Source organism: Eggerthella sinensis, assembly GCF_003339815.1.
GTDB classification, from domain to species: Bacteria; Actinomycetota; Coriobacteriia; order Coriobacteriales; family Eggerthellaceae; genus Eggerthella; species Eggerthella sinensis.
Map to the genome: position 1 here is coordinate 40,402 of NZ_PPTT01000004.1, position 25,447 is coordinate 65,848.

The 25,447-nt window shown below is 68.6% G+C and carries 23 protein-coding genes; 16 read left to right on the forward strand and 7 right to left on the reverse strand.

The genetic code is table 11. The annotated features are described in order from the left end of the window. Positions 1-327 precede the first annotated feature (327 nt). The 4 genes from C1876_RS03005 to C1876_RS03020 all read left to right on the forward strand — a co-directional run bounded on the left by C1876_RS03005 (position 328) and on the right by C1876_RS03020 (position 6,166). Positions 328-1,446 carry a helix-turn-helix domain-containing protein gene (locus C1876_RS03005; protein ID WP_114545246.1) on the forward strand — a complete coding sequence of 373 codons (1,119 nt, stop codon included), beginning with the start codon at positions 328-330 and terminating at the stop codon, positions 1,444-1,446. Then, entirely contained in the window at positions 1,443-2,105 is a 663-nt protein-coding gene (locus C1876_RS03010; protein WP_114545247.1) for an ABC transporter ATP-binding protein, read from the forward strand. The genes C1876_RS03005 and C1876_RS03010 overlap by 4 nt, the downstream gene beginning before the upstream one ends. Before the next feature lie 4 nt (positions 2,106-2,109). Next, entirely contained in the window at positions 2,110-3,618 is a 1,509-nt protein-coding gene (locus C1876_RS03015) for a hypothetical protein (protein ID WP_114545248.1), read from the forward strand. Positions 3,619-3,691: 73 nt separating this feature from the next. After that, on the forward strand, positions 3,692-6,166 hold the full coding sequence (locus tag C1876_RS03020; protein WP_114545249.1) for an excinuclease ABC subunit UvrA: 2,475 nt from the start codon (positions 3,692-3,694) through the stop codon (positions 6,164-6,166). Positions 6,167-6,197: 31 nt separating this feature from the next. Here the strand turns inward: C1876_RS03020 and C1876_RS03025 are convergent, their stop codons facing one another. Beyond that, positions 6,198-6,935: a class I SAM-dependent methyltransferase gene (locus C1876_RS03025; RefSeq protein WP_114545250.1), complete on the reverse strand. Its 738-nt coding sequence runs from the start codon at positions 6,933-6,935 to the stop codon at positions 6,198-6,200. Between the two features lie 356 nt (positions 6,936-7,291). Between C1876_RS03025 and C1876_RS03030 the strand changes: the two genes are divergently transcribed. Beyond that, entirely contained in the window at positions 7,292-7,651 is a 360-nt protein-coding gene (locus C1876_RS03030; RefSeq protein WP_114545251.1) for an MmcQ/YjbR family DNA-binding protein, read from the forward strand. 111 nt (positions 7,652-7,762) lie between these two features. Further along, on the forward strand, positions 7,763-8,755 hold the full coding sequence (locus tag C1876_RS03035; RefSeq protein WP_114545252.1) for a DUF389 domain-containing protein: 993 nt from the start codon (positions 7,763-7,765) through the stop codon (positions 8,753-8,755). A 38-nt stretch (positions 8,756-8,793) separates the two neighbouring features. On the opposite strand, the gene C1876_RS03040 is transcribed toward C1876_RS03035, so the two are convergent. Then, positions 8,794-9,936 carry a YhgE/Pip domain-containing protein gene (locus C1876_RS03040; protein ID WP_114545253.1) on the reverse strand — a complete coding sequence of 381 codons (1,143 nt, stop codon included), beginning with the start codon at positions 9,934-9,936 and terminating at the stop codon, positions 8,794-8,796. A gap of 146 nt (positions 9,937-10,082) precedes the next feature. Between C1876_RS03040 and C1876_RS03045 the strand changes: the two genes are divergently transcribed. The 5 genes from C1876_RS03045 (at position 10,083) to C1876_RS03065 (ending at position 13,413) form a co-directional block, all read left to right on the forward strand. Beyond that, complete coding sequence (locus C1876_RS03045; RefSeq protein ID WP_114545254.1) at positions 10,083-10,679, forward strand: TetR/AcrR family transcriptional regulator; 597 nt, start codon at positions 10,083-10,085, stop codon at positions 10,677-10,679. 162 nt (positions 10,680-10,841) lie between these two features. Then, positions 10,842-12,182, forward strand: coding sequence for a DNA polymerase Y family protein (locus C1876_RS03050; RefSeq protein ID WP_114545255.1), 1,341 nt, complete (start codon positions 10,842-10,844; stop codon positions 12,180-12,182). 83 nt (positions 12,183-12,265) lie between these two features. Next, positions 12,266-12,595, forward strand: coding sequence for an outer dense fiber protein 1 (locus C1876_RS03055; protein WP_114545256.1), 330 nt, complete (start codon positions 12,266-12,268; stop codon positions 12,593-12,595). 48 nt (positions 12,596-12,643) lie between these two features. Next, complete coding sequence (locus C1876_RS03060) at positions 12,644-13,099, forward strand: acetyltransferase (RefSeq protein ID WP_114545382.1); 456 nt, start codon at positions 12,644-12,646, stop codon at positions 13,097-13,099. Further along, entirely contained in the window at positions 13,096-13,413 is a 318-nt protein-coding gene (locus C1876_RS03065; RefSeq protein ID WP_114545257.1) for a TfoX/Sxy family protein, read from the forward strand. Before C1876_RS03060 ends, C1876_RS03065 begins: the two co-directional genes overlap by 4 nt. Positions 13,414-13,428: 15 nt before the next feature. On the opposite strand, the gene C1876_RS03070 is transcribed toward C1876_RS03065, so the two are convergent. Together C1876_RS03070 and C1876_RS03075 are read right to left on the reverse strand one after the other, a co-directional pair. Further along, positions 13,429-14,811, reverse strand: a complete 1,383-nt coding sequence (locus tag C1876_RS03070) for a radical SAM/SPASM domain-containing protein (protein WP_114545258.1) — start codon at positions 14,809-14,811, stop codon at positions 13,429-13,431. A gap of 8 nt (positions 14,812-14,819) precedes the next feature. After that, entirely contained in the window at positions 14,820-15,434 is a 615-nt protein-coding gene (locus C1876_RS03075) for a zinc ribbon domain-containing protein (RefSeq protein ID WP_148044603.1), read from the reverse strand. 191 nt (positions 15,435-15,625) lie between these two features. Here C1876_RS03075 and C1876_RS03080 point away from each other — a divergent pair, with 191 nt between their 5' ends. Then, positions 15,626-16,312 (forward strand): response regulator transcription factor, encoded by a 687-nt coding sequence (locus C1876_RS03080; RefSeq protein ID WP_114545383.1) that lies wholly within the window; start codon positions 15,626-15,628, stop codon positions 16,310-16,312. A 5-nt stretch (positions 16,313-16,317) separates the two neighbouring features. Next, the gene (locus tag C1876_RS03085) at positions 16,318-17,463 is read left to right on the forward strand and encodes a HAMP domain-containing sensor histidine kinase (RefSeq protein ID WP_244910016.1); all 1,146 of its coding nucleotides are present in this window, start codon (positions 16,318-16,320) and stop codon (positions 17,461-17,463) included. Here the strand turns inward: C1876_RS03085 and C1876_RS03090 are convergent. Further along, positions 17,460-18,227 carry a hypothetical protein gene (locus C1876_RS03090; RefSeq protein WP_114545261.1) on the reverse strand — a complete coding sequence of 256 codons (768 nt, stop codon included), beginning with the start codon at positions 18,225-18,227 and terminating at the stop codon, positions 17,460-17,462. The genes C1876_RS03085 and C1876_RS03090 overlap by 4 nt on opposite strands. A 167-nt stretch (positions 18,228-18,394) precedes the next feature. Between C1876_RS03090 and C1876_RS03095 the strand changes: the two genes are divergently transcribed. The 3 genes from C1876_RS03095 to C1876_RS03105 all read left to right on the forward strand — a co-directional run bounded on the left by C1876_RS03095 (position 18,395) and on the right by C1876_RS03105 (position 22,202). After that, positions 18,395-18,991 (forward strand): hypothetical protein, encoded by a 597-nt coding sequence (locus C1876_RS03095; protein ID WP_114545262.1) that lies wholly within the window; start codon positions 18,395-18,397, stop codon positions 18,989-18,991. A 104-nt stretch (positions 18,992-19,095) separates the two neighbouring features. After that, complete coding sequence (locus C1876_RS03100) at positions 19,096-19,803, forward strand: pentapeptide repeat-containing protein (RefSeq protein WP_114545263.1); 708 nt, start codon at positions 19,096-19,098, stop codon at positions 19,801-19,803. A gap of 50 nt (positions 19,804-19,853) precedes the next feature. Next, the gene (locus C1876_RS03105) at positions 19,854-22,202 is read left to right on the forward strand and encodes a cation-translocating P-type ATPase (RefSeq protein ID WP_114545264.1); all 2,349 of its coding nucleotides are present in this window, start codon (positions 19,854-19,856) and stop codon (positions 22,200-22,202) included. A gap of 25 nt (positions 22,203-22,227) precedes the next feature. Here the strand turns inward: C1876_RS03105 and C1876_RS03110 are convergent, their stop codons facing one another. Beyond that, a complete protein-coding gene (locus tag C1876_RS03110) occupies positions 22,228-23,445 on the reverse strand; it encodes a DEAD/DEAH box helicase (RefSeq protein WP_244910017.1) in 1,218 nt (405 codons plus the stop codon). 186 nt (positions 23,446-23,631) lie between these two features. Beyond that, positions 23,632-25,389, reverse strand: a complete 1,758-nt coding sequence (locus C1876_RS03115; RefSeq protein ID WP_114545266.1) for a GGDEF domain-containing protein — start codon at positions 25,387-25,389, stop codon at positions 23,632-23,634. Positions 25,390-25,447 lie beyond the last annotated feature (58 nt).

Consider the following 25,447-nt stretch of genomic DNA (forward strand, 5'->3'; position numbering starts at 1 on the left):
AGCCGTTCGCATGTAGGCGCCGCGGAGTGCGTCAGAACAGATGTTTCACGTGAAACATCTGTTCTGATCGATTGTTCAACGCATACGCGCCTGGCCATCCTTCGACGTGCAGATCGGGGATTTGGGAGCAAAAAACGCCAGATGGTTACGCAGGAAGGCGTCCCGCGGCCCCTTTTGCATCCGCTGCGCCTCCCTTCCGCATGCCGAACGCGGGTCACGCCGCCCGGTTGACGGCGGCTGCGGGAAGTCAACCGCAGCTCGCTTGCGTCAACCGACGGTCGTCCCTCATACTGGGAGCACCGACCGATGCCGAGACGAGGGAGCGCAATGCACGACATCAACCTGGGGGCGACCATCGCGCGCGAGCGCCGCGCGGCCGGCATCACGCAGGGCGAGCTGGCCGCTCACCTGGGCGTGACGAAGGCGGCCGTGTCGAAGTGGGAGCTGGGGCAGAGCGTGCCCGACGTGGCGCTGCTGCCGCGCATCGCCACGTTCTTCGCGCTCACGCTCGACGAGCTGTTCGACTACCGCCCGCAGCTGAGCAACGAGGACATCCGCGCCGCGTACCTGCAGCTGTTCGCGCGCTTCGCCGACGAACCCGACGCCGTGTGCGAACAGGCGGAACGCCTCGTCGCCGACCATTATTCCTGCTGGCCGCTGCTGCAGCAGATGGGGCTGCTCTACCTGCAATGCGCGGGGCTTGCGCCCGAGCGCATGCCCGAGCTGGCCCGGCGCGCGACCGCGCTGTTCGAGCGCGTCGAGACGAACGCCGACGACGTTGAGCTGGTGCGCGGCGCGCGCATGATGCGCGCGGTGATGCTCAGCATGCAGGACGGGGTGGACGAGGCCATCGAGTTGATGGAGAGCCTGAAATCCGACAAGCCGTTGGGTATCGAGATGCTGCTGGCAAGCATGCACTATCAGAAGGGCGATATCGAAGCGAGCAAGAAGCTGTACCAGGCATCGATGGGGTCGAGCGCGATGAACCTGATCGCGTGCATTTCGTCGCAGCTGATGCTGTATGCCGAGGACGCGCCGCACCTCGAGGCGCTGCTGCGGGCAGGCGAGGGCGTGCTGCACGGCTTCGGTCTGGAGGAGACGAACCCGACGACGGCGCTCACGTTTTTGGCGAGGGCGTCCACGGCCTGCCTGATGGCGCGTGACGAAGACAGCGCCGAGCGCTACCTGGAGCGTTTCATCGCGCTGCTCGAGGGCCGTGATGTCGAGGAGCTGCTGTTCGGCACGCGGGAAAGCGTGTTGTACGACCTTGTGCCCGAGCTGACGGGGATCGACCCCGATCAGCAGGAGGCGGCTCGCACGCAGTTTCAGACGTTCGCTTTCAAGGAGCAATGCAAGCAGGCGGTGCTGTTGCAACCGGCATGGGCCGAGCGCGCCGACGATGCGCGGTTCAGGCCGCTGCTCGACCGATTGGAGGCGATCCGATGAGCCGAACCGTGTTGCAGGTGGAGCGCCTCGCGTACCGCTACGGCAAGACCGAGGTGTTCGCCGACGTGTCCTTCGCGCTGCAAGAAGGCGAGATCGCCCTGCTCACGGGGCCGAACGGGGCGGGCAAGTCCACGATGCTGCGCTGCTTGGCCGGATGGGACGCGCCGCGGGAGGGCGGCGTCGAGCTGGTCGGGAAGCGCTTCGACGGCTCGGACCGCGCGGCGCGGCGCCTCGTGACGTTCGTGCCCGACGTGCCCTCCTTCTACGACGACCTCACCGCGGGCGAGCACCTGCGCTTCGTGCGGCAGGCGATGCGGCTGCCCGCGTCCGACGACCCCTCGGAGCGGCTCATGGAGCGCTTCGGCCTCGACGGGCAACGCGATCAGCTGCCTTCGTCCTACTCGCGCGGCATGCGGCAGAAGCTCGCGCTCGTGCTGGCCTTCGCCCGCGCGCCGCGCCTGCTACTGCTCGACGAGCCGTACGGGCCGCTCGACCCCGATGCGGCCGTCGTGCTGAGCGAGCTCATCGACGAAGCGCGCGCCGCGGGCACCGCCGTGTTGGCCAGCTGCCATCACGACGTGCCGAACCTGCAGCCCGATCTGCTGCTGCACCTCGAAGGCGGCCGGCTCGCGCAGCGCGCCGCACGGGACGAGGCCTGATGCCATGCGTGATGTGAGGCTGCTCCTGTGGTTGCGCGTGCGGCATGCGCGCTGGACGCTCAACCGGCTCATGCACTTCGTGGGCGCGGGCATCGACGACGACGGCTGGGCCGAGCGCGCCTATCAGCTGTACGCGCTTGCCCTCATGCTCGTGTGGCTCGTGCTCATGGCGGCGGCGCTGCTGTACGGGGTGCGGGAGGCGTTCGCCGCGGCCGACGCGTCCCTGCACCTGATCGCGCTGCAGCTCGTGCTGCTCGTCGGCGCCCTCGTGCTGGCGCGGCGCGGCATCGCCGCCGTGCGCACCTCTCCGCTGAAGCTGTCGCATCCCGACATCGCCTACCTTGCGGCAAGCGCCCTGAGCGCGCGGGCGCTCGTGGGCGTCGCCGCCGTCGTGCAGGGGCTTGCGGGCGGCGCGGCGCTGTTCGTGCTCGGCGCCCTCGTGGGCGTGGGGCTCGAGAGCGCCGGCGTGCTGGCGATGCCGCCCGCGGCGCTCGGCCTTGCGGCGGCGCCGCTCGGCACGGGCGCGGTGCTGGCCGGGTGGCTTGCCGGCGTCGCGCGCTTGGCCGCCGCGCGCTGGCGCACGCGCACGTCGGTGGCGGTGGGGGCCGGGTTCGTCGTCGCGGCCGTCGGCTGGGCGGCCGCGGTGAGCGCGTCGGGGCCGTCCGTGCTGTACGCCCCCGCGACGCTCATCGCGGTGGGCGTCCTTGCGGCGCTCGTCTGCCTTGCGCTCGGCGTTGCGCTCGCGATGCGCGCGCCGCGCATCGACATGACCCTCGTCATCGAGGAGAGCACGCTGCACGCCGACCTCTGCCGCTTCGACGTGCTCTCGCCCCTCGACCGCAACGACATCGCCGCCTATCAGCGCCGTCGCAAGCTCGCGGCCCGGCCCGTGCGGTTCGGGCTGGCGCGCGGGGAAGGCCGCGCCGCGCTCGTGGCGCATGCGGCGCTGTCGCACCTGCGGCAGTACGACGGCATCCCGCTGCTGCTCATGCAAGGGTCGTTCGTCGTGCCGCTCGGCGTGTTGGCCGTCCTCGGTGTGGGCGGCCCTGCGCTGTTCCTGTTCTGGCTGAGCGCGCTCGTCATGGCGCCGATGGGCGTGCGCGAGGCGACGCGGGCGTTTCGCGACGACATGCGCAACCGCCTCGTGCGCGACCGTCTGCCCTTCGGGGCGCTCGAGCTGCTCGTGTTCGACTCGCTGCCCGCGTTCGCGCTCACGACGCTCGTCGCGTGCGCCGTGAGTGTCGCGCTGGCCCCGGCCGCCGTGCCGTTGCCCGCCGTGCTCGTCTTGGCCGTGCTGCTCAACGTCGGGCCGCTGCTGTGCTGCGGGCTCGACGCGGTGCGCCTCGGCCCGCGCGGCCCGCGCCTGTGCTACGAGTACGGCGCCCTCGCGTTCGTGGGCACGGCCTTCCTGCTCGCGCTGCGCTCGTCGGTGCCCGAGATCGCGGCCGGCATGGCCCTCGTCTGCATCCTCCTCGCCGTCGCCGTCCGCAGCAGCGTGGAGTGCGCGGGGTAGGACGCTTGTCTGGGGCACTCGGATGCCCTACAATCAGGGTTTTCTCGCTTGCCGCTCACGGAAGGGGCGCCCCATGCCGAACATTTCCATTCGCAACGCTACCGAGGGAAACCTGCGCGGCGTGTCGCTCGACATTCCGAAGGACAAGCTCGTGGTGTTCACGGGGCTGTCGGGGTCCGGCAAGTCCACGCTGCTCATCGACGTGCTGTTCAACGAATGCCAGCGGCTCTACCTCGAGGCGCTCGGGCTCGAGGGCATCCGCAAGCCGGCCGTCGACCGCATCGGCGGCGCGTCGCCCGCCATCCTCGTCTCGCAGACCGACGCCAACAAAAACCCGCGTTCCACCGTGGGCACGATGACCGACGTGTACACCGACCTGCGCATGGTGTTCGAGAAGCTGCACGTGCGCACGTGTCCGCACTGCGGCGCGCCCATCAGCTCGGACGCGTGTGTCGAGGAAACCGAGAAGCGCGGCAGCGACTTCTTCGTGTTCATGCGCTGCGCCTCCTGCGACTTCCGCATGCCGAAGCTCACGCGTACCCAGTTCTCGTTCAACACGAAGGAGGGCGCGTGTCCTACCTGCGGAGGGCTGGGGAAAACGCTCGTCATCGACGAGACGGCCGTGCTCGACGAGAACCGTTCGCTCGAGGACGGCGCGGTGGATTTCTGGGTGCAGCGCTACAAGGACTACATGATCGACAGCCTGTACGCGGCGTATCGCCACTACGGCCTCGACGTGCCCGCGGGCGTGCCGGTGGCGCACTTCGACCGCCTGCAGCGGGAGATCCTGCTGAACGGCACGGCGAGCCCCGCGGTGGCCGAGGCGTTTCCGAACGTTGCGGGGCCGAAGACGGTGGCCGCGGGGAAGTTCGAAGGCCTCTTCCCGCTGCTGTGGCGGCGCTTGTCCGAGCATGAGGGCAGCGCGAAGAGCATGGACGGCTACTTCCGTTCCGCGCGTTGCGCCGCGTGCGGCGGCGAGCGTCTGGCCGAGCTCGGCCGCACGGCCACGGTGCGCGGCACGCGCCTGCCCGAGCTGGCCGTCTTGTCGCTCGAGTGCATCCTGGCCTGGACGCGCGATCTCGATGCCGCGCTCACGCCCGCGCAGCGCGCCCTCGTGGCCGACTACCTGCGCGACATCGACACGAAGCTCGAACGCTACCGCCAGGTGGGGCTTGGCTACCTCACGCTCGACCGCCAGGTGATCACGCTCTCGGGCGGCGAGCTGCAGCGGATGCGCCTGGCCAGCGTGTTGGACTCGGAGCTGTCGGGCGTCATCTACATCCTCGACGAGCCCACCGCGGGCCTGCACCCGCGCGACACGGAGGGGCTCGTGGAGGTGCTCAAGAAGCTGCGCGACCGGGGCAACACCGTGCTGGTCATCGAGCATGACCCTGACGTCATGCGCGCGGCCGACGTGCTGGTGGACGTGGGTCCCGGCTCGGGCGCGCACGGCGGGTCCATTGTGGCCACGGGCACGTTAGCCGAGGTGGCGGCGGTGCCGGCATCGGCCACGGGGCGGTGGCTGCGCGGGCCGCATGCGCCCAAGACGGCGTTCCGCTCGGCGACGACGCCGGCCGTGCGAGTGCGCGACGCGCGCCTGTTCAACCTGCGCGGCATCGACGTGGACATCCCCGCGGGCTGTCTCACGGCCGTCACGGGGCCGTCGGGCTCGGGCAAGTCCACGCTCGTGTTCGAGCTCGTGGCCTGCGGCGACGGCGCGCGCGAAGGCGGCACCGTGAGCGGCACCGCGCAGTTCGACCGGCTGGTGGACGTGGGGCAGGCGCCGCTTGCCCGGATGAAGCGCTCGAACGTGGCCACGTACGCGGGGGCCGCCGCCGACATCCGCACGCTGTTCGCCGCCACCGATGCGGCGAAGCGGGCGGGGCTCGAAGCGAAGCACTTCTCGTTCAACGCGCCCGGCGGCCGCTGCGAGCGTTGCGAGGGGCTGGGCACGGTGACCAGCAACATGCTGTTCTTCACCGACATCGAAGCCACGTGCCCCGTGTGCGGCGGCAAGCGGTTCACCGACGAGGTGCTGGCGGTGACGTACGAGGGCGCGTCCATCGACGACGTCATGCGCCTGTCGGTGGAGGAGGCCGCCGCGTTCTTCGCACGCGCCGCGAGCGGCCGGGCGACTGCGGCCGGGCGGCGCATCGTGCGCACGCTCGGCCTGCTCGAGGACGTGGGGCTGGGCTACCTCATGCTCGGCCAGACGCTCACCACGTTGTCGGGCGGCGAGGGCCAGCGCCTCAAGCTGGCGAAGGAGCTCATCGAGAACAAGGGCCGCACGAACCTCTACCTGCTCGACGAGCCCACGTGCGGCCTGCATCCCCAGGACGTCGACCACTTCCTCGCCCTGGTGGACCGGTTGGTGGATGCGGGCAACACCGTCGTGGTGGTAGAGCACAACCCGCAGGTCATCGATCGGGCGGACTGGGTGATCGACCTCGGTCCCGACGGCGGAGACAAGGGCGGCGAGGTGGTGTTCGCGGGCACCCCGGCCGACCTGCGCGCTTCGGGCGTCGGCGCGACGGCGGCGTACCTGTAGGGGGCGGTGCGCCGCGCGCCGGGACGCGCGGCTAGCGGGCCTTCTCGGCCGCCACGATCAGCATCATGGGGCGGCGAAGCTCGTCGCGCATGCCCTCGACGACGTCGAGCAGATGCGGCGCGGGCTGCGGTTCCACCACGCGCTTGATGGCGAATCCGCTGTTCAGCAGCGTGTCGAGGTAGGTGGTGAGCGTCTTGTGGTACTTCGTGACGCGCTCGCCCAGAAACACCGCGTCGCGCGGCCCTTCGGCGAAATAGCCGTCGACCGGCCAGTGGGCGCGCTCGCCGTGCGCATCGTAGAACCAATCCTGGTTGCCGTAGGCGGTGAACACGGGATGCTCGACCGAGAACACGAAGCTGCCGCCGGGCGCGAGGCACGACGCGATGCGCTTGCACACGACGCCGAAATCGGGCGTGTAGTGGAAGGCGAGCGAGCTCAGCACGATATCGAACGAGTCGGCGGGGAAGTCGAGATCTTCCATGGCCACGCGTTCGTACGATACCTGGGGGAACGCGGTTTTCTCGCGCGCGACGTCGAGCATGTTGCGCGATATGTCGGTGCCCACCACGCGCGCCGCACCGTGCTCGGCGGCGTAGATGCAGTGCCAGCCGAAGCCGCAGCCCACGTCCAGCACGCGTTTGCCGGCGAAGTCGGGCAGGAGCCGTTCGAATTCCTCCCATTCGCCCGCCGCGCTCAATCCCTCCACCGAACGGGGGAACTGGGAATACTTCTCGAAGAACGCTTCGTCGTCGTAGGCGTTTTCCTTCATGAATGCCGCTTTCGTCGGGTCTTATCCGTCGGCCGGATGCGCCCGGTTCGGGGCGTGCGGGTGATTTTACGCCACCGTGCGCCGCTTGGCCATGGGCCGTGCGTGTCCGCCGCGCAGGAGCGTCTCGGCCATCACGCCCAGGGCGACGGCGACGAGGATGGCGAACGCTTTGATCTTCCTCATGAGGGCCTCCTCTCGTTCGGCTGCGGCACCCGCGGCACCGCTTCGATGGTTCCCAGTCTACGCGGCCTACCTTGCACCTCGCTTGCCCGTACCTTTCACGCGCCTTACATTCGCGTACAATGGGGTCGAAACGCAGGTGCGGCAAGGATGCGAGCGGAGAAAGGGGAAGGCGCATGCAGACGAGGGACGAGGCGCTCGCGGCGTGCCTGGAATTGCCCGGCACGTTCGCCGACCAGCCGTTTCGCGACGACAACTGGACGGTGGCGCGCCACGTGCGCAACCGCAAGGTGTTCGCGTGGGTGTTCGAACGCGAAGGGCGCGTGTGGGTGAACCTGAAGTGCGACCCCGAGTGGCGCGACGCGTTGCGGCAGCGCTTCGACGCGGTGGTGCCGGCATACCACCTGAACAAGGTGCACTGGAACTCCGTCATCCTCGACGGCACGGTGCCCGACGACGACGTGCGCAGCATGATCGCCGAAAGCTACGAGCTGACGAAGCCGAAGCCGCCCCGCGTCCCCAAGCGCGACGCCTAGCCCTCGCGTGACGGCGGGCTAACGGTTGGGAGCGCGTTCGGTGCCGGTTTGGACGCGCCGGTGCGCGGCGGGGTACCATCGGAGCCGATACGGTGACACGATGGGAGCAACATGAACGGGATCGCGCGGGTGCTGTCCGGCGGCAGCGTGGACGAGGCCTACCTCGCCCGGATGGAGCGCAGCGTGTTCGCCGTGGTGGACGACCCGCTCAAGCAGCTGTCCTCGTTCTTTTTGTGCATCGTGCTGTCGGCCGTGGTGGCGACGGGCGGCATCGCGGCCGCCTCGCCGGCCATCATCATCGGCGCCATGATCATCGCCCCGCTCATGATGCCCATCGTGGGCACGTCCTTCGCCGTCACGCGCGGCCGTCCTCGCCAGGCGTTTCGAGCGCTGGCCGTGGCCGCGGGCGGCGCGCTCGCGGTGGTGGCGGTGGCGTGCCTCGTGACGGCGCTGCTGCCGGCGGGGGTGCCGCTTGCGGGCAATCCCGAGGTCGCCTCGCGGGTGGAGCCGCGCGTGGTGGACCTCGTGGTGGCCGTGGCGTCCGGGTTCGTGGGCGCGCTCGCCGTGGCGCGCGACGACATCGCCGAAGCGCTGCCGGGCGTGGCGGTGGCCGTGTCCATCGTGCCGCCGCTATGCGTGGCGGGCGCGGCGCTCACGCAGGGCGCGCTCGCCATGGCGGGCGGCGCGCTGCTGCTGTTCTTCGTCAATTTCTTCTCCATCCAACTGGCCGGCAACCTGGCCTTCTTCCTCATGGGCTTCGGCCGGCGCGACCGCGCGGGCGCCGTGGCGCGGCGCGTGTGGTACGCCACGGCGCTCGTGGGCACGCTGCTCGTGCTCGCGCCGCTGGCCGCTGCGAGCAACCGCCTCGTGCAGAGCGCTTCCGACGAGCACGCGGCGAAGGCGGCGGTGGCGCAGTGGCTCGACGGATCGGGCTACGAGGCCGTCGACGTGAAGACCGCCGACGACGACGTGGCCGTGGAGATAGCGGGCGCGGGCCCCGAACCCTCCGCCGACGACCTCGCGGCGCGTCTGCGCGATGCGCACGTGGAGGTGGACGAGGCCCGCGTGGTGGTGCTGCACGAGGATCGCGCCGCGGTGGGGTAGCGCCGGCGCGTCGGCGCTACCCGAAGGCGCGAATCGCGCTATGCGGCGTTTTCCTTCTTCGGTTTCGGGATGAAGCCGGCGATTGCCATGAGGCACGCGCCGACGATGCCGGTGATGGCGAGCGGGCCGCTGCCGACGTTCCAGGCGTCGGCCCCCATGTAGAGGATGCTGCGCACGCCCTGGCCGATGTAGTTCTGGGGAGCCCACGGCACTACCCAGTCCTGCCAGAAGGCGGGAAGGGCCTCGTGAGGCATCGCACCGGTGGCCATGCCCAACCCGAACAGGCAGAGGGCGACGAGCGCGCCGAGCGGCACGGCGATGTCGAAGGCGCCGGTCAGCAGGAGCCCGACGCACAGTGCCGCCATCCAGAAGAACAGGATGCTGGGACCGGCGGGCGCGTCCATGCCCGCGACGAGCGTGACCAGGCACCAGGCGCACAGCGCAGCGACCAGCGATGCCGCGACCAGAATGGCCGCCTGCACGCCGATGGCGTGCCACCGCTTGTCCTTGGCGGCCTTCCTCACGGGAAGGAGCACGACGGCCACGAGGATGGAGCAGATCATCATGGCCATGCACAGCGGCATGATGGCCACCTGCTGACTCATCATGCCGGACATGGGCGAGGCGCTGGCGTCGTCGGTTGCATCGCCCTGATGGATGACCTCCACGTCAACCGTGGCACCCATCTGCTCGAACAGCGAGGAGATGCTCGTTTGCATCTGCTGGGCCACGAGCGGGCTCTTCGCGTAATCGACGATCACCTCGAGCGTGGGGGCCTCGACGTCCGTCGCCGCCGGGGCGGCGGCGGAGGGGTCGGCTTGCGCGGCCGCCATCTGCGCCGCCACCTGGGCGGCGGTGTATCCCTCGGGCACGACGAGCGCGCCGTAGAACTCGTTGTTCTCAAGCGCTTCGTCCAACTCGTCCTGACTGTCGAGCACCGTCCAGGCTATCGGCGCGTCTTCGGCGTCTGCGGAGGACACCATGTTCTCCACGAGCGTGTCGCCTACGTTCATCTCGCCTTGGGGCGTTTGCGCGCCCTCGTCGAGCGAAAGCACGGCGAACGGAAGGTTCTTCATCTCCATGTTGGCCATCGGGTAGAACACCAGGCCGAACAGGCACGCTGCCAGCGCGACCACCACCAACGGCACGACGTACTTCGCGCCTTTTGCTTTCTCGAGCATCGGATCACCTTTCTCTTCGCGGCGCGTGTGTTTGACCCGTGCCGCTCCTTGGCTTATGATGGCTCCCATATTATTAGACAACATGACTAGTTAAAATGGCTAATACTGGTCAGTTTGTCTAGTTATTGTGGAGCGAGGAGGACGCTATGGCGCGACCGCGGAAGGATTGCGAAGGCCCCAGCGCGAAGCGGCGCATGGAAGACGCGTTCTGGGAAGCGCTGCGCGAGAAGCCCTTTTCGAAGATCAGCGTCGCCGACATCGCGCAGCTTGCGCAGGTGAATCGCAACGCGTTCTACTACCACTTCGACAACATGGCCGACCTGGCGCGGGCGGCGATTGCGGGCCGGATTCCGATAAGCCTGTTCCGCTCGGTGTTGCCGAGCCTGAAGCAAGGGGAAGCGCCCCCGTTGTCGCTGCTCACCGACCCTGCCAACGAAGCAAACTACGCGAAGCTCTGGCTGCTCGCGGGGCCGCACGGCACGTACGAGCTGGCGAATATCGCGAAAAGCACCCTCATCGGGGCGTGGCTTGACGAGTTCGGTCTAGAAGGGGACGACTTGAACGAGAGCGACCTCGTCAGCCTCACGTTCGTCGTGGGCGGTATGCTCAACGTGATCGGGTCGAGCGACTGGCAGGAGGGGCGCGCGCATCCGCTCGAGAGAATCTGGTCATCGCCCATCATCGCCGCCGCGCTCAGCTCGATTCCGGACCTCTTCGAGCAAGCCGCGAGCCGCATCCGCTGAACAACCCGGTCAGCCATCAGATGATCGCTTATATATCACCAGGTCAATCGTTGATTCTTGTGGATTAAACTCCATGATCTGTTCGCTTGCGCGCCGCCTTGTTATGTGCGAACATGCGTTCTCCTACGGGTTTGAACGCGGTGCGGAAGGCGGCGATGCAGTATGGCGAAGGCGTGCGAGAGGGGCGTTCCCGAAACGTTCGGCGGGCGCGTGATCGGCTCGCCGGAGGGGGTGGATCGCCATCGCGTCATCTTCCACTCGGACATGAACTCGTTCTACGCGAGCGTCGAGCAGGCCGAGCGCCCCGAGCTGCGCGGGCTGCCGCTCGTGGTGGGAGGCCACGAGGAGCTGCGCCACGGCATCGTGCTGGCGAAGAGCGCGCAGGCGAAGGCGGCCGGCGTCAAGACGGGCGAGGCGCTGTGGGAGGCGCGGGCGAAGTGCCCGGGGCTCGTGGTGGTGCCGCCGCGCTACGAGGTGTACCAGCGCTATTCGGCCATGGCGCGCAGGATCTACTACCAGTACACCGACCTCGTGGAGCCGTTCGGCCTCGACGAGGCGTGGCTCGACCTCACCGGCTCGATCGCGCTTCTGGGCAGCGATGCGCCGCACGTGGCCACCGAGATCAGCGGCCGCATGAAGGCCGAGCTCGGATGCACCGTGTCGGTGGGCGTGTCGTGGAACAAGATATTCGCGAAGTTCGGCAGCGACTACCGCAAGCCCGACGCCGTCACGTTCATCACGCCGGACAACTACCGCGAGCGCGTGTGGCGCGCGCCGGTGGGCGAGCTCTTGTACGTGGGGCATGCGACGCGCGCCAAGCTGCACTCGTCGGGCATCGACACGATCGGCGACTTGGCCCTCGCTTCGCCCGAGCTGCTGCGCCGGCGCCTCGGCAAGATCGGGCTCGTGCTGCGCACGTTCGCCCGCGGCGAGGATGCGACCCCCGTGAAGCCCTACGACCAGGCCAGAAACGAGGTGGACCGCACGGTGAAGAGCTTCGGCAACGGCCTGACCGCGCCGCACGACATCGCCTGCGCCGCCGACGCGAAGGCGCTTATCTACCTCTTGTCCGAGTCGGTGGCGCAGCGCTTGCGCGAGGCGCGGTTCCGCGCGTCCACCATATCCATCGGCGTGCGCAACGCCTGCGACCTTGCCAGCTACTCGCGGCAGGTCACGCTGCGGCGCGCGACGAACGTCACGGGCATCGTGGCCCGCACGGCTTGGGACCTGCTCGTGGCCAACGAGCCGCTCGACGAGGAGCATGCCCTGCGCGGCCTGCACGTACGCGCGTCGAACCTCGAGCCGTGCGCCGCGCCCCAACAGCTCGAGCTGGTCTTCGACCCGCATCGCCGCCTGCTCGAGGACCTCGACGCGACCATCGACGAGCTGCGTCGCCGCTTCGGCAACACCTGCATCCAACGGGGCGCCGAGCTGCTCGACGAAAGCCTGGTCGACCTCGACATCAAGAAGGAAAACGTCGTGCACCCGGTGGGGTACTTCTAGGTTCCGGCGGTCTGCCGACCGCCGGAACCGGCCGACGCTGCGGGGCGTCGGGATGCGCGAGACGATAGGGGGTGGGATGCGCAATGGTGCAGGGTATCGCGGGCAGGCGGAAACGCTACGTGGAAGTGGAGGCGACGTTCCTCGAGGACGGGCGCATCCTGCCGCGCGCCGTGGTGTGGCGCGACGGGCGGCGCTTTCCCGTGCGCGCCATCTTAGGGATGCGGCGCTGCTCGTCGCTCAAGGTGGGCGGCGCAGGCGTGCGCTACGACGTGGTGGTGGGGCACGCGCACACGTTCCTGTTCCACGAGGACCCGCGCTGGTTCGTCGAGGAAATCGTGCCCGAGCGGCTTGACGCGCCCGGCGCGCCCGATGCGTCCGGCGCGTTTCGCGACGACGGGGCGGGGGCCTGGTAGAATGGAACGTCTCGAACCATCGCGCTGAACGAACGATTGGAGCTTCTCATGCATATCGAAACGCCCTCCGAGCGGCCGCCCGAGCTGGTGGCGGCCCTCGTCGACGTCTGGGAGCGCTCGGTGCGGGCGACGCACGACTTCCTTGCCGAGGACGACATCGCGGGGCTGCGTCCCGAGGTGGGGCCGGGCGTCGCGGGCGTGGCCGCGCTGGCCGTCGCCGTCTCCGATGCCGGTGCGCCCTGCGGGTTCGCCGGCGTGCAGGACGGCAAGCTGGAGATGCTGTTCGTGGCCCCCGAGGCGCGCGGGCGCGGCGTCGGGCGCGCGCTGCTCGCGCACGCGGTGGAGCGCTGCGGCGCGACGACGCTCGACGTGAACGAGCAGAACCCCCAGGCCATCGGCTTCTACGAGCACGAGGGCTTCGTCGTGGAGGGCCGCTCGGCCACCGACGACGCCGGCCGCCCCTTCCCCCTGCTGCACATGCGCCTGACAAGGAGCCGCCCATGACCACGAGCAAAGACTACCTCGCCTACGTCCTCGACCTGCTCGCGGGCGTCCCCGACGTCACCCATCGCGCCATGATGGGCGAGTACCTGCTCTACGCCCAGGGCAGGCTGTTCGGCGGCATCTACGATGAGCGCCTGCTCGTGAAGGACGTGCCCGCCGCACGTGCCGCCCAGCTCAGCGAGGCTATCCCGTACGAGGGTGCGAAGCCCATGCTGCTCGTGGAAAGCGAGAACCCCGCCGAGGTGGCCGCCCTCGTGGCCGCCCTGCTGCCCGAGCTGCCCGCCCCCAAACCGCGCAAGAAGAAAGCGCGGTAGACGGCTCCTACAGCATCATGCGACCTCTCTCTCGCCCGTGCGTTCCTCCCACAGCTCGTCGGCCACGGGCTTCCAGCACGACGCCGCGCAGGCGCACTTGCCCGTGAGCGCGCGCACGTCCTCGGGGGATTCGAGGTCGGTGGAATGCGCGCCGCTCGCCTCCACCATGGCCGCGAGCGCGCCCTCGTTGTCGAGCAGGGGGCAGGGGCGGTAGTGGTTCTCGTTGAAGGGCTGACCGGCGCGGTACGCCTTGAACAGCGGCGAGCGGTAGGCCTCCAGCAGCGTCTTCTCGCGGATGTTGGAGTCCGCGTAATGGACGAACGCGCAGGGCTCCACGTCGCCGTTGGCGTTGATGTGGCAGTATGCGCGCCCGCCGGCCACGCACCCGCCGATGTGGTCGCCGTCGTTCCAGAAGTCGATGGTGAACAGCGGCTTCTCGTCGCGGAAGCGGCGCACCTGCCGGTACATGAACGCGCGCTGCTCCGGGCGCGCGATCAGCTCGGGCGCGGCGTTTTCGCCCACGGGCATGTAGGTGAAGAACCACGCGAACTTGGCGCCCTGCCCCACGAGGAAGTCGAAGTACGCCTCGCTGCCGATGACCTCGGTGTTCTTCGAGGTGTAGCAGCACGATGCGCCGAAGGGCAGCCTGCGCTCGCGCAGCAGCTCCATGGCGCGCAGCGTGGCGGCGAACGTGCCCGCGCCGCGGCGGTCGTCCGTCTCGGCCTCGAAGCCCTCCACGCTGATGGCGGGCATGAAGTTCTTCACGCGCAGCAGCGCGTCGGCGAACTCCTCGTCGATGAGCGTGCCGTTGGTGAACGCCAGAAACTCGCAGTCGGGGTGGCGCTGGCACAGCAGGAGGATGTCGCGCTTGCGCACGAGCGGCTCCCCGCCGCTGAACAGGTAGACGTAGGTGCCCAGGGCCTTGCCCTGGCAGACGATGTCGTCGAGTTCGGCGAAGGTGAGGTTCAGCTTGGCGCCGTAGTCGGCCGCCCAGCAGCCCGTGCAGCGCAGGTTGCAGGCGCTCGTGGGGTCCACGAGGATGGCCCACGGCACGTTGCAGTCGTGCTCGGCCGCCACCGCCTGCTGCTTGGGATAGCCGATGAGCGAAGCGTTCACCACCACGTTTTCCAGGAAGGTTTTCAGCACGTCGGGGTCGATGTCCTCCCAGAGGCTGCGCATGAGGCGGTTCCAGTTGTTGGACGGGTCGTCGATGACGGTGCGCACGGCGCGTCGGTGCGGCGCGAGCACGCCCGTGCGGTCGAGCGCGTCGAGCACGTCGAGCGCTTGGGGAAGGTGGCGCACAGGGTCGGCCGCCACGTAGTCCACCACCTTGCGCAGGGTGAACGCCTTCGCGCTCTCGGTCATCGTCAGGGGGTCGAGTATCTTATTCGCGGGCATGGCGTCCCCTAACCCTGCGAGCGGACGACGGCTTGGGCTTCTTCGCTGGCGGTGGCCAGGCTGTCGTAGGCCGCCTCGATGCGCGGGTTGATGCGCGCGGCCTCCTTCGCGCACGTGCGGCGGTACACGAAGTACGCGCCCACGCAGCCCGCGATGCCGATGAGGCCCACAACCACGCCCACCGCCATGAGCCCCGTCCACACCATGGTGCAGCACATCCCTATGCCCAGCACGAGGGCGGATAGGATTCCCACCGAAAGCGCCTGGATGCGGCCCTTGCGGGTTTTCTCGGCCTCCATGTCGGCAATGCTGCCGATGAGGTCGTCCATGGTGCGCTGCAGCTTCGTCAGCTGCGCCTTGCCGTGCATCTTGCGGCTGCGGCGAAACGACAGCGTGGTGGCGGCGCGCGTCGCGTCGCTTTTCGCGCCCGTCAGCTCGAAGCCAAGGCTCTCGTAGCAGTCGGTGGTCACCTGGGCGAGGTCGCTTTTCACCGAAGTGCGCGCATACTCCCACGACGTGTAGTCGGCGCCGCGCGTCGCCGACGCGCCGGCGACCATCGTCCCGCATGCTCCGCAGGCGCGAGCGCCTTCCGCCAGTTCGGTTCCGCATGTTGTGCAATACATAGCTCACTGCTCCTTTCGACGCCGCGGCGTCGGTCAACGTTTCAACGGTGCCTATAATGGAAGCGCGGGATAAACGTTTCGTACATCCGCGGTAAACGCGCTCGTTTATCCTCCGTTTACCAAAACGGTGTTCAATGAAGGTAGAAGACCTCGCGAAGCATCGCGAAGAGAACCCGAGGGAAAGGCCGATCATGGCGCGCATCCTGGTGGCGGAAGACGACCGCAACGCCAACAAGCTGATCTGCGCGGTGCTGCGCCGTGCGGGGCACGACCCCCTGCCCGCCGCGAACGGCGCCGAGGCGATGGACGTGCTCGACGCCAACCACGTGGACCTGCTGGTCACGGACGTGATGATGCCGCGCATGGACGGCATCGAGCTCACCCGGCAGCTTCGCGATGCGGGTTGGGACCTGCCCATCCTCATGCTCACGGCCAAGCAGGAGCAGGAGGACAAGCGCGCCGGGTTCATCGTGGGCGCCGACGACTACCTCACCAAGCCCGCCGACATGCAGGAGCTCGTGCTGCGGGTGCGCGCCCTGTTGCGCCGTGCCGACGTGTCGGACGAGCGCGTGCTCGTGGTGGGCCGCGCCGCCCTCGACGGCAACGGGCTTGCGGTGACGCGGGGCACCGAGTGCATCACGCTGCCGCCGAAGGAGTTCCAGCTGCTGTTCAAGCTGCTGTCGAACCCCGGGCGCGCCTTCACGCGCATGCAGCTGCTCGACGAGGTGTGGGGCTGGGACACCGACAGCGCCGAGAGCACGGTGAACGTGCACGTCAACCGGCTGCGCACGCGCTTCGCCGACTGGGACGACTTCGAGATACAGACGGTGCGCGGCTTGGGGTACCGGGCCGTGGTGCCCGCCGGGAAGCAGAGGTGAGCGGCGTGGCTCGTCGTAGGGGCATCGAGGACGCCACCTCGCTTTCAGGTGTCATGAGTACGTGGCCGCGCGCCCGCACGGTCGCCTTGAGCGCCGCTCTTACGCTGGTGCTTGCGCTCATCATCACGGCGTTCTGCACCGTATTGGGCGTTATCGGCGCAGCGCTCGTTGCCAATGGCGTTACTTCGCAAGCTGACATCACGAGCCCCGTCTCCATCGTGAACGGCATCGTCATCGGCTCCGCTGTGCTCTCCCTTATCATTTCCGCGTGCATTTCCTACACGCTCACCCGGCCCCTGCTCGAGATGACCGCGGCGGTGAACGAGCTCGCCCGCGGCAACTTCGACGTGCGCATGAGGAAGCGGGGGCGCTTCTCCATCCGCGAGGTCGACGAGTTCGCGCGCAGCTTCAACGCCGCCGCCGAAGAGCTGTCGGGCACCGAGATGATGCGCGCGAGCTTCGTGAGCGACTTCTCCCACGAGTTCCGCACGCCCATCAACTCGCTGGCGGGCTTCGCCCAGCTCGCGCGCGACGAAGACCTCGCGCCCGAGGAGCGCGACGAGTACCTGGGCATCGTCGTGGAGGAGTCGCAGCGGCTCGCGCGGCTGTCCGAGCGCATCCTCGCGCTCTCGAAGATGGAGGCGACGGCCATCGTGCCGCATGTGGAGCGGGTGGACGTGGCCGAGCAGATTCGCCGCGCCGTGCTGCTGCTGGAGCCCGCGTGGGCGAAGAAGGACGTGCGCATCGAGCTGTCCCTCGACGAGTGCTCCGTGCCCGGAAACGCCGACTACCTCGTGCAGCTTTGGACCAACCTGGTGGACAACGCCGTCAAGTTCTCGCCCGAGGGCGGCAGCGTGAACGTGGCGCTCTACGGCGGCCGCGCGGGCGAGGAGGGGCGCGAGGGAGCGCGCGACGAGGTGGTGTGCTGGGTGTCGGACGAGGGCTGCGGCATGGACGCCGAAACGCGGCGGCGGCTGTTCGAGAAGTTCTTCCAGGGCGACACGTCGCACGCCTCGGAGGGCAGCGGGCTGGGGCTCGCGCTGTGCAAGCGCATCGTCGACCTGCATCAGGGCACCATCGACGTGCAGAGCTCGCCGGGGCGCGGCACCGTGTTCGAGGTGCGGCTGCCCGCAACGGAAGGGCGTTGCTAGCGCCCCGGCGCGCGCAGGGCCCGGAGCGCCCTCGTGGAGCGCACGACGAGCCAGGTGCCGATGCCCGCCACGAGCAGGCCCACCGCCAGCCCGGTGATCGACGTCATGAGGGTTTTGAACGCCGCGTCGCCCGTCGTGTCGAAGGCGGCCAGCATAGCCGCTTGCAGGGCGAACATCGACACGAGCGCCGTGGCCAGGTTGACGTTCGCGATGGCGAAGAGCACGGGGTTCGCGTGCGCGCGGTAGGCGGCCACGTTGACGGCTCCCATGATGAGCGCATAGAACGCGTACAGCGCCACAGCGTAGATGAGCGTGCCCGGGTAGAAGAACCCGCCCTCCTCGTGCATGACGAGGACGACGATGCCCGCCACGGCCAGCATGGACGCCGCGACGAGCGCCCCGCATGCCCGGCAGGCGCGCAGCGCGCACCGCTCGTCCGCCGGCCCGTCGTCGGAGCGGGCGTGCCTGACCAGCACGATGCGCATGACGACGTGCAGAAGGTAGTACGAGGCCAACGTCACGAACCAGATGGAGCCGGAGAGGGCGCCCATCGCAAGGTTGGCGAGGGCCCAGATCGCGTCGATTGCAAGGGATGCGTGCGCGCCGACGACGGCGCGATGGTCGCGGTCGGCGGCGAGGCGGGCGAGCAGCGCCGTGCCGCCCGGCGGCAGGGGCAGGGCGTCGATCGCGCGCGTGACGGGGGCGCGATGGGCGGATGGGACGCGGCGGGGTGCGCGCTGCGCGCGGGGTTTCGTCGGGTGCATGGTTGTCCTTCCGGGAGATTCGTCGCATCATGGTACGGCGCGCGCGTAAACGGAAGGTAAACGGCCGCTCGCGGCGGGTCGCGCCCGCGCTGCGCGCCCTCATCCGATGGCTTAGAATAAACGGGCGCAGACGATCGTGCGCTGCGGCGAAGGAGGCGGTAACAACCATGGGATTCGATGTGACGGCGGGGCTCGCCCTGCTCGTGGGCGGGCATGCGTCGCTCGCCGTGTGCTGCGGGCTGTACCTCGCATGGTGGCAGGTGTTCTTCAACCCGTCGGCGGAGAAGCCGCACGGCGCGCGTTACGCCGTGGGGGCGGCGTGCATCGTGGGCGCGGCGGTGCTCGGCATCGCCGGCGTGACGCTGTGCGTGCTCGGCGTGCAGGGGCTGCTGCCGCCCGAGGCGCGCGGTGCGGCGCTCGGCGGCATCGTCGGCTGCGGCGCGGCGCTGTACGTCGTGCTGCTGACGGGCACGGTCAAGCTGTTCAAACGGCCCGTGACCACCGAGCTGCTGCTGTTCGTGGCGTGGGCGGCCCTCGAGCTGGGCGTGCTCGGCGTGCTGCACGGCGCGGGCCTCATGGGCGCTCCCTTCGCCCTCGGGCTGGCCGCGCTCGCCGTGGCCGTGCTGCTGGCCAGCCTCGTGTGCTACGTGCGTTACTACCGTCTGGAAGCCTGGCCCGCCTACGTGGCCGGCATCATCCCGCTGGCGGCTTCGGGCGCTTTCGCCGTGGCCATGACCGCGGTGCTCGCCCTCATGTTCGGGTAGCGCCTATCGCAAACAGTGGAACCATGGTGGCGTTGCGGCCCCGGCGCGGACGCTCCGCTATACTGGGGCTGTTGATTGCAACCGATAAGGAGCCAGGAGGTCGCATGGCGCCCGTAACCCGTTCCACCGCCGCCCGCGCGGCGGCTGCCGATCCGAAGCCGCCGTATCCCGCGCGCCCCGACATCCCGGGCGAGCTCGTGGAGGCGGACGACCTCGCCGCATGGATCGAGCGCAGCGGCGGCGACCTGCGCGTCTCGCACGTTTCCGTGCGCGGCGACGCGGCCGCCGGAGCCGATTTCGCCCTGCTCGAGCTCGGCGAATCGCGCGTGGAGGGGTGCTCGTACGTGGGCTGCGACTTCGACCGGGCCATGGTGTCCGATGTCGCGTTCGCCAACTGCGACTTCTCCAACAGCACGTTCTCGCAGGCGAACTTCACGCGCTGCACATTCTCGTCCTGCAAGTTCACGGGCGCCGACTTCGTGGAGGCGGTGTTCTCGCGCGTCGAGGTGCGCGACTCCACGTTCGCCTACGCGTCCTTGGCGAAGGGCAAGCTCGAGGACGCCTCCGTCACCGCCACCGATTTCTCGCAGGCCGACCTGGCCGAGCTGCGGCAGCGCCGCGTGCGGTTCGACGACGTGCGCTTCGTGGGCACGAGCTTCTTCCGCGCCAGTTTGGACGGCGTGGACTTGTCCTCGTGCCAGCTGGCCGACATCATGCTGTCCGACGCGATGGGCGAGTTGCGCGGGTGCTCGATGGACCTGTTCCAGGCCGCCGGCATCGCGCGGCGTTTGGGCGTGAACATCAAAGACTGACCGCTGCGCAGCGCATCGTTCGCTGCCGCGACCCCGAGGAGCTATGACGGATGACCGAAGAGGTGCAACTGCAGGGCCTGAGCGCGGCCGAGGTGGCCGAGCGCGTGGCGCGCGGCGAGGTGAACGTGGACGCCGGGGTGCACACGCGCTCCATCCGCCAGATCGTGCGCGAGAACACGCTCACGCTGTTCAACGCCATCAACGCCATTTTAGCCGTGTTCGTGCTGATCACGGGCTCATACAAGAACATGCTGTTCATGGTGGTCATCGTGTGCAACACCCTGATCGGCATCGTGCAGGAAATCCGCTCGAAGCGCACCACCGACCGGCTGTCCATCGTGGCCAGCTCGAAGGCGTCGGTGCTGCGCGACGGCGCGCTCGTCGAGCTGCCGCTTGACGAGCTCGTGCGCGACGACATCATCGAGCTGGGGCGCGGCGACCAGATCCCCGCCGACGCCGTGGTGGTGAAGGGCGCGTGCGACGTGAACGAGAGCCTGCTCACCGGCGAGAGCAAGCTGGTGAAGAAGCGCTCGGACGACGAGCTGATGAGCGGGTCGTTCGTGAACGCGGGCACCGTGTGGGCGCGCGTCGTGCACGTGGGGGCCGAGAACTACGCGGCGAAGATCAGCGCCGAGGCCAAGCAGCACAAGGCCGTCAACTCCGAGATCATGAACAGCCTGAACGGCATCATCAAGTTCGTCAGCTTCATCATCTTCCCGCTGGGCGCGCTGCTGTTCGCGCGGCAGCACTTCCTCACGGGCACCGAGACGAACGAGGCCATCCTGTCCACCGTGTCGGCGCTCGTGGGCATGATTCCCGAGGGGCTCATCCTGCTCACCTCGACGGTGCTCGCCGTGGCGGTGGTGCGCCTTGCGAAGAGCCGCGTGCTCGTGCAGCAGCTGTACTGCATCGAGACGCTCGCGCGCGTGGACACGCTGTGCCTCGACAAGACGGGCACCATCACCACGGGCAAGATGGAGGTGGCGGCCGTCCGCCCGGTGCCGGGCGTGCCGCAGGCGACGGTGGACACGGCGTTCGCGTCCATCGCGCGCGCCGACGAGGACCCCAACGAGACGGCCCAGGCCATCGTCGAGCACTTCGCGGGCGCCGACGCGGCCGTCCTGCACGCCTCCCGCGTCGTGCCGTTCTCGTCCGACAAGAAGTGGTCGGGCGCCGTGTTCGACGACGGCAGCGCCTACGTCATGGGCGCCGGCCAGTTCATCTTAGGCGACGCGCTTGCCGCGGTGGCCGACCAGCAAAACGAGCTGGCCGCCGACGCGCGCGTGCTGCTGCTCGCGCAGGTGGACGGCTTCGACGAGGAAGGCGACATCGTGGGCGCGCCGAAACCGCTCGGGTTCATCGCCATCCACGACCAGATTCGCGCGACGGCCGCGCAGACCATCGCGTACTTCAAGGAGCAGGGCGTCGACCTCAAGGTGATCTCGGGCGACGACCCGCGCACCGTGTCGGGCATCGCGGCGAAGGTGGGCGTGCCCCGCGCCGAAGACTACGTGGACGCCACGACGCTCGTCACCGACGACGACATCACGGCCGCCATCGAGCGCTACAGCGTGTTCGGCCGCGTGAAGCCCGAGCAGAAGAAGGCGTTCGTGGTGGCCCTGCAGGCGAAGGGCCACATCGTGGCCATGACGGGCGACGGCGTGAACGACACGCTCGCGCTCAAGCAGGCCGATTGCAGCGTGGCCATGGCGGCCGGCTCCGACGCGGCGCGCAACGTGGCGCAGCTCGTGCTCGTGGACAACGACTTCGCCGCCATGCCGAAGGTGGTGGCCGAGGGGCGGCGCTCCATCAACAACCTGCAGCGCTCGGCGTCGCTGTTCCTCGTGAAGACGCTCTTGTCCATGACGCTGGCCGTGGTGTTCATCTTCCTGCCGTGGCAGTACCCGTTCCAGCCCATCCAGATGACCCTCATCAGCGCGTTCACCATCGGCCTGCCTTCGTTCGTGCTGGCGCTCGAGCCCAACAAGGACCGCATCAAGGGCCGCTTCCTCGAGAACGTCATCGTGAAGTCCATCCCCGGCGCCGTCTGCGCGGTGCTCACCATCCTCATCGTGAACGCGGTGGGCTACAACCTGCTGCACATCGACTACGAGCACGTGTCCACGCTGTGCGTGCTGCTCACGGCGTGGATCGGCGCGCTGCTCATCGTGCGGCTGTCGGTGCCGTTCACGCCCATCCGCGCCGCGCTGCTCGTCGTGGTGGTGGGCGGCACGGTGCTCGGGGCGACGCTTCTGCACAGCCTGTTCGGCATCGAGCCGTTCACCTTCGGCATGACCGTGCTGTTCGCCATCCTGGCGCTCGGCACCGCCGTGCTGTTCCACGTGCTGTACACCACGATCGACGCCTGGCACGCCAAGCGCCTCGCGAGCATGGTGTAGGGGAGGGGCGGCTGCGAGCTGTCGGTTAGCGCCTTCTGCCGAAGCCGCTCGCGCCGTTGCGGCGCAGGGAGCGCGAGAACGCCGCGCTTCCCGCCGTCGCCTTCGGCACGAACGTGCCTGCGAGCGCTTTCTCCGCCTCGGTCGGGTCGTAGCCGTCGATGGCCAGGGTGGGGATCTTCGCGCCGAGCAGCTTCTCGATCTCGAGCAGGTCCGCCTTCGATTCGGGGCTGACGAACGAGATGGCGCAGCCGGTCTCGCCGGCGCGCCCGGTGCGGCCGATGCGGTGCACGTAGTCTTCGGGACTCTCGGGCAGGTCGTAATTCACCACGTATTCGATGTTCGACACGTCGATGCCGCGTGCGAGCACGTCGGTTGCCACGAGCACGTCGACGGTTCCCTTGCTGAAGCTGGCGAGCGCCCGCTTGCGCTGCGCCTGCGTCTTGTCGGAGTGGATGGAATCCGCGCGAAAACCCGCCCGTTGCAGTTGGCTCGTGCATATCTCGGTGCGGGTTTTGGTGTCGGTGAACACGATGACGCGTTTGCTGCCCCGCTCTTGCAGCACGAGGCGCAGCAGCTCCGGCTTCTTCATCGGACCGACCGGTATGATGAACTGGTCGACGGTGTCTGCCGTCTCGCCTTTATGGGACACCTCGACGAACGCGGGGTCTTTCAGGATTGAAGACACGCTCTGCATGACCTTGCGGTCGAGCGTTGCGGAGAACAGCAGCGTTTGGCGGGACGGGGGCGTGGCGTTGACGATGTTCTTCATGGTGGGCCAAAAGCCCATGTCGAGCATGCGATCCGCCTCGTCGAGCACGAGGATCTCCACGTCGCGTAGCTTGACGTCGCCGCGTTCCATGAGGTCGTAGAGGCGTCCGGGCGTGGCCACGAGGATGTCGATGCCGCGCGAGAGCTTCGCGATCTGGCCCTTGTACGGCATGCCGCCCACCACGGTGAGCATGCGGTGCCCCGATCCCTTCGCCAGCTGCGAGCACGCGGCGTCGATCTGCAGGGCGAGCTCGCGCGTCGGGCTCACGACGAGTGCGCGCGGCGATCCGGGGCGCTTGGCGTGGCCGATGCGCTCGATCATGGGCAGCGCGAACGCCGCCGTCTTGCCGGTGCCGGTGGTGGCGGCCGCCACCACGTCGCGGCCTTCGAGTGCGAGCGGGATGGCCTGCTCCTGCACGGGGGTGGGGACCGTGAATCCCATCCGCGCGACGGCGGACAGGGTCGTCTCGGACAAGCCGAGGTCTTGAAACGTCGAACCCAAAGCGTATCTCCAAGTGTTGCGGGGTCCGCACGGTGCGGCTCGGGTGGCGCGCATCGAGCGCGGCGCGGATGAGGTGCGCGCCGATCACCTGCTTCCATGATAGCGCATTGGAAGCGCCAGCGGGATGCCGAGCGTGCCTGCGATGGAACTCGCGGGCTTTTACGCCTGGTCGGCGGGCGGCACTTGCATGCGGGTGATGTCCACGTACAGGGTGTGCATGACGGGGAAGCCGTCCTCCATCTCGTCGGAGAACGTCCCGATGAGGCGAATCCACTGCGGGGCGCCGCCCTCCTGGCGCGTCTCGATGAGGTGGGAGAACTCCGCATCGCCGTGCGCGAACGCCTCGCGCGCGAGCGACAGCAGGCGCGCATGGCCCGCGCTGCCGGGGCGCAGCGGCGCGTCGTCGGCGCGCTCGATGGAGCGGGCCAGCTCGTAGTAGCGCACGTTCGCCCACGTCACGCTCAGCCGGTCGTCCAGCACGTGCTTCGCGATGCCCACCTGCAGCGCGTCCATGAACGTGCCGCACGCCTTCGCCATCTCGTCCTCGGCGTCGTCCAGGGTGGCCGAGGCCTCGCTGAGCGGGCCCGGCGTGGCGATTTTCGAGCCGTAGACGCGTTGTCGGTAGAACTGCCGCTTGTCGCGGTACATCGCCTCGTCGGCCTCGAACAGCATGCCGCTTACGTCCTCGGGATGCTCGAGCCATTGCGCGCCGATGGCCATCTTGCACAGCGGGTTGCGCGCGAACGCCTGCTGCAGCGCGTCCACCAGCGCGTCGAACGCGTCCTCCTCGATGGAGGGCGCGAGCGCCACGAACTCGTCGCCGCCGATGCGGTACAGCTGCGCGCGCTCGCCGAGCACGGCGCGCAGCGTGTCGGCGCACTCCTGCAGGATGCGGTCGCCCATGGCGTGGCCGCGGTAGTCGTTGATCTCCTTCATGCCGTTGATGTCGAGGAACACCACGCCCAGCTGCGAGGCGCCGCGTTTGAGCGCCTCGGTGTCGTCGATGTAGCGGTTGCGGTTGAACAGCCCGGTCAGACCGTCGTGAAAGCTGAGCTCGCGCAGCCGCTCCTCGTCCTCGATGCGCTGCATCGTGGTGAGGTAGAAGTAGCACAGCGTGCGCAGGGGCGAGGCGATGTCGCGGATGAGCTCGGCCGGCGGGTTGTCGATGCCCAGCACGCCCACCAGCTTGCCGTCGCGCTCGAGCGGGGCCGCCACGAGACTTGTGATGTTCTGCGCGGCCAGCATCTCGAACTCCTCCGCGGGAATCGACCCCTCGAGCAAGGCGAGGTTTTCGATGACCACGCACTCGTCGCGGTCGAACAGGCCTATCCATCGCCGAAACGGCTCCATGCCCACCTCCTGCAGCTCGTCGATCTCGGACGAGATGCCCGGCGCACACCATTCGTGCGTGTTGCGGAACATGGTGCCGTGCAGGATGAAGATGTACGTGCGGTCGGCCGACAGCTGTTCGCCGAGCAGTTCGAGCATGTGGTTCGTCGCTTCGTCGAGGTCGGTTTCGCGGTAGAGCTTCTGCGCGCAGTTGAGCACGGCCTGCTCGGTGCGGTAGAGGTTGCGGAAGCGGACGCTTTCCTCCTTGCTGTCGGTGACGTCGAAGGCCACCTCCATGCGCACGAGACGCCCCTCCCATTCGACCAGCTGATCGTTCAGCAGGTAATGGTGGCCCGTCACGGGGTTCGTATGCTCCCAAACGTAGTTCTGATCCTGTTTCAGCAGGTGGTTCGTGCAGAAGGGGCACGGATCGTCGCGTTGTTGCAGCACGTCGTAGCACCGGCGGCCGGCGAGGTCGGCTCCCACGCCGAAGTGCGTGCGCGCGGAATGGTTCAGGTAGAGCAGTTCGTACGTGTCCGTATCCGCGAGGTAGATCAGGTTGGATACGTCGTCTTGGCGGTCGGTCATGAGCGGCAACTTCCTCGGGTACGGCCGTGCGAAACGGACGGGTCGTTTCCGTCATTGT

Excerpts from the sequence above, each read along its gene's own strand:
- C1876_RS03005 (WP_114545246.1), top strand. The coding sequence starts at position 328 with ATGCACGACATCAACCTGGGGGCGACCATCGCGCGCGAGCGCCGCGCG.
- C1876_RS03010 (WP_114545247.1), top strand. The coding sequence starts at position 1,443 with ATGAGCCGAACCGTGTTGCAGGTGGAGCGCCTCGCGTACCGCTACGGC.
- C1876_RS03015 (WP_114545248.1), top strand. The coding sequence starts at position 2,110 with ATGCGTGATGTGAGGCTGCTCCTGTGGTTGCGCGTGCGGCATGCGCGC.
- C1876_RS03020 (WP_114545249.1), top strand. The coding sequence starts at position 3,692 with ATGCCGAACATTTCCATTCGCAACGCTACCGAGGGAAACCTGCGCGGC.
- C1876_RS03025 (WP_114545250.1), bottom strand. The coding sequence starts at position 6,935 with ATGAAGGAAAACGCCTACGACGACGAAGCGTTCTTCGAGAAGTATTCC.
- C1876_RS03030 (WP_114545251.1), top strand. The coding sequence starts at position 7,292 with ATGCAGACGAGGGACGAGGCGCTCGCGGCGTGCCTGGAATTGCCCGGC.
- C1876_RS03035 (WP_114545252.1), top strand. The coding sequence starts at position 7,763 with ATGAACGGGATCGCGCGGGTGCTGTCCGGCGGCAGCGTGGACGAGGCC.
- C1876_RS03040 (WP_114545253.1), bottom strand. The coding sequence starts at position 9,936 with ATGCTCGAGAAAGCAAAAGGCGCGAAGTACGTCGTGCCGTTGGTGGTG.
- C1876_RS03045 (WP_114545254.1), top strand. The coding sequence starts at position 10,083 with ATGGCGCGACCGCGGAAGGATTGCGAAGGCCCCAGCGCGAAGCGGCGC.
- C1876_RS03050 (WP_114545255.1), top strand. The coding sequence starts at position 10,842 with ATGGCGAAGGCGTGCGAGAGGGGCGTTCCCGAAACGTTCGGCGGGCGC.
- C1876_RS03055 (WP_114545256.1), top strand. The coding sequence starts at position 12,266 with ATGGTGCAGGGTATCGCGGGCAGGCGGAAACGCTACGTGGAAGTGGAG.
- C1876_RS03060 (WP_114545382.1), top strand. The coding sequence starts at position 12,644 with ATGCATATCGAAACGCCCTCCGAGCGGCCGCCCGAGCTGGTGGCGGCC.
- C1876_RS03065 (WP_114545257.1), top strand. The coding sequence starts at position 13,096 with ATGACCACGAGCAAAGACTACCTCGCCTACGTCCTCGACCTGCTCGCG.
- C1876_RS03070 (WP_114545258.1), bottom strand. The coding sequence starts at position 14,811 with ATGCCCGCGAATAAGATACTCGACCCCCTGACGATGACCGAGAGCGCG.
- C1876_RS03075 (WP_148044603.1), bottom strand. The coding sequence starts at position 15,434 with ATGTATTGCACAACATGCGGAACCGAACTGGCGGAAGGCGCTCGCGCC.
- C1876_RS03080 (WP_114545383.1), top strand. The coding sequence starts at position 15,626 with ATGGCGCGCATCCTGGTGGCGGAAGACGACCGCAACGCCAACAAGCTG.
- C1876_RS03090 (WP_114545261.1), bottom strand. The coding sequence starts at position 18,227 with ATGCACCCGACGAAACCCCGCGCGCAGCGCGCACCCCGCCGCGTCCCA.
- C1876_RS03095 (WP_114545262.1), top strand. The coding sequence starts at position 18,395 with ATGGGATTCGATGTGACGGCGGGGCTCGCCCTGCTCGTGGGCGGGCAT.
- C1876_RS03100 (WP_114545263.1), top strand. The coding sequence starts at position 19,096 with ATGGCGCCCGTAACCCGTTCCACCGCCGCCCGCGCGGCGGCTGCCGAT.
- C1876_RS03105 (WP_114545264.1), top strand. The coding sequence starts at position 19,854 with ATGACCGAAGAGGTGCAACTGCAGGGCCTGAGCGCGGCCGAGGTGGCC.
- C1876_RS03115 (WP_114545266.1), bottom strand. The coding sequence starts at position 25,389 with ATGACCGACCGCCAAGACGACGTATCCAACCTGATCTACCTCGCGGAT.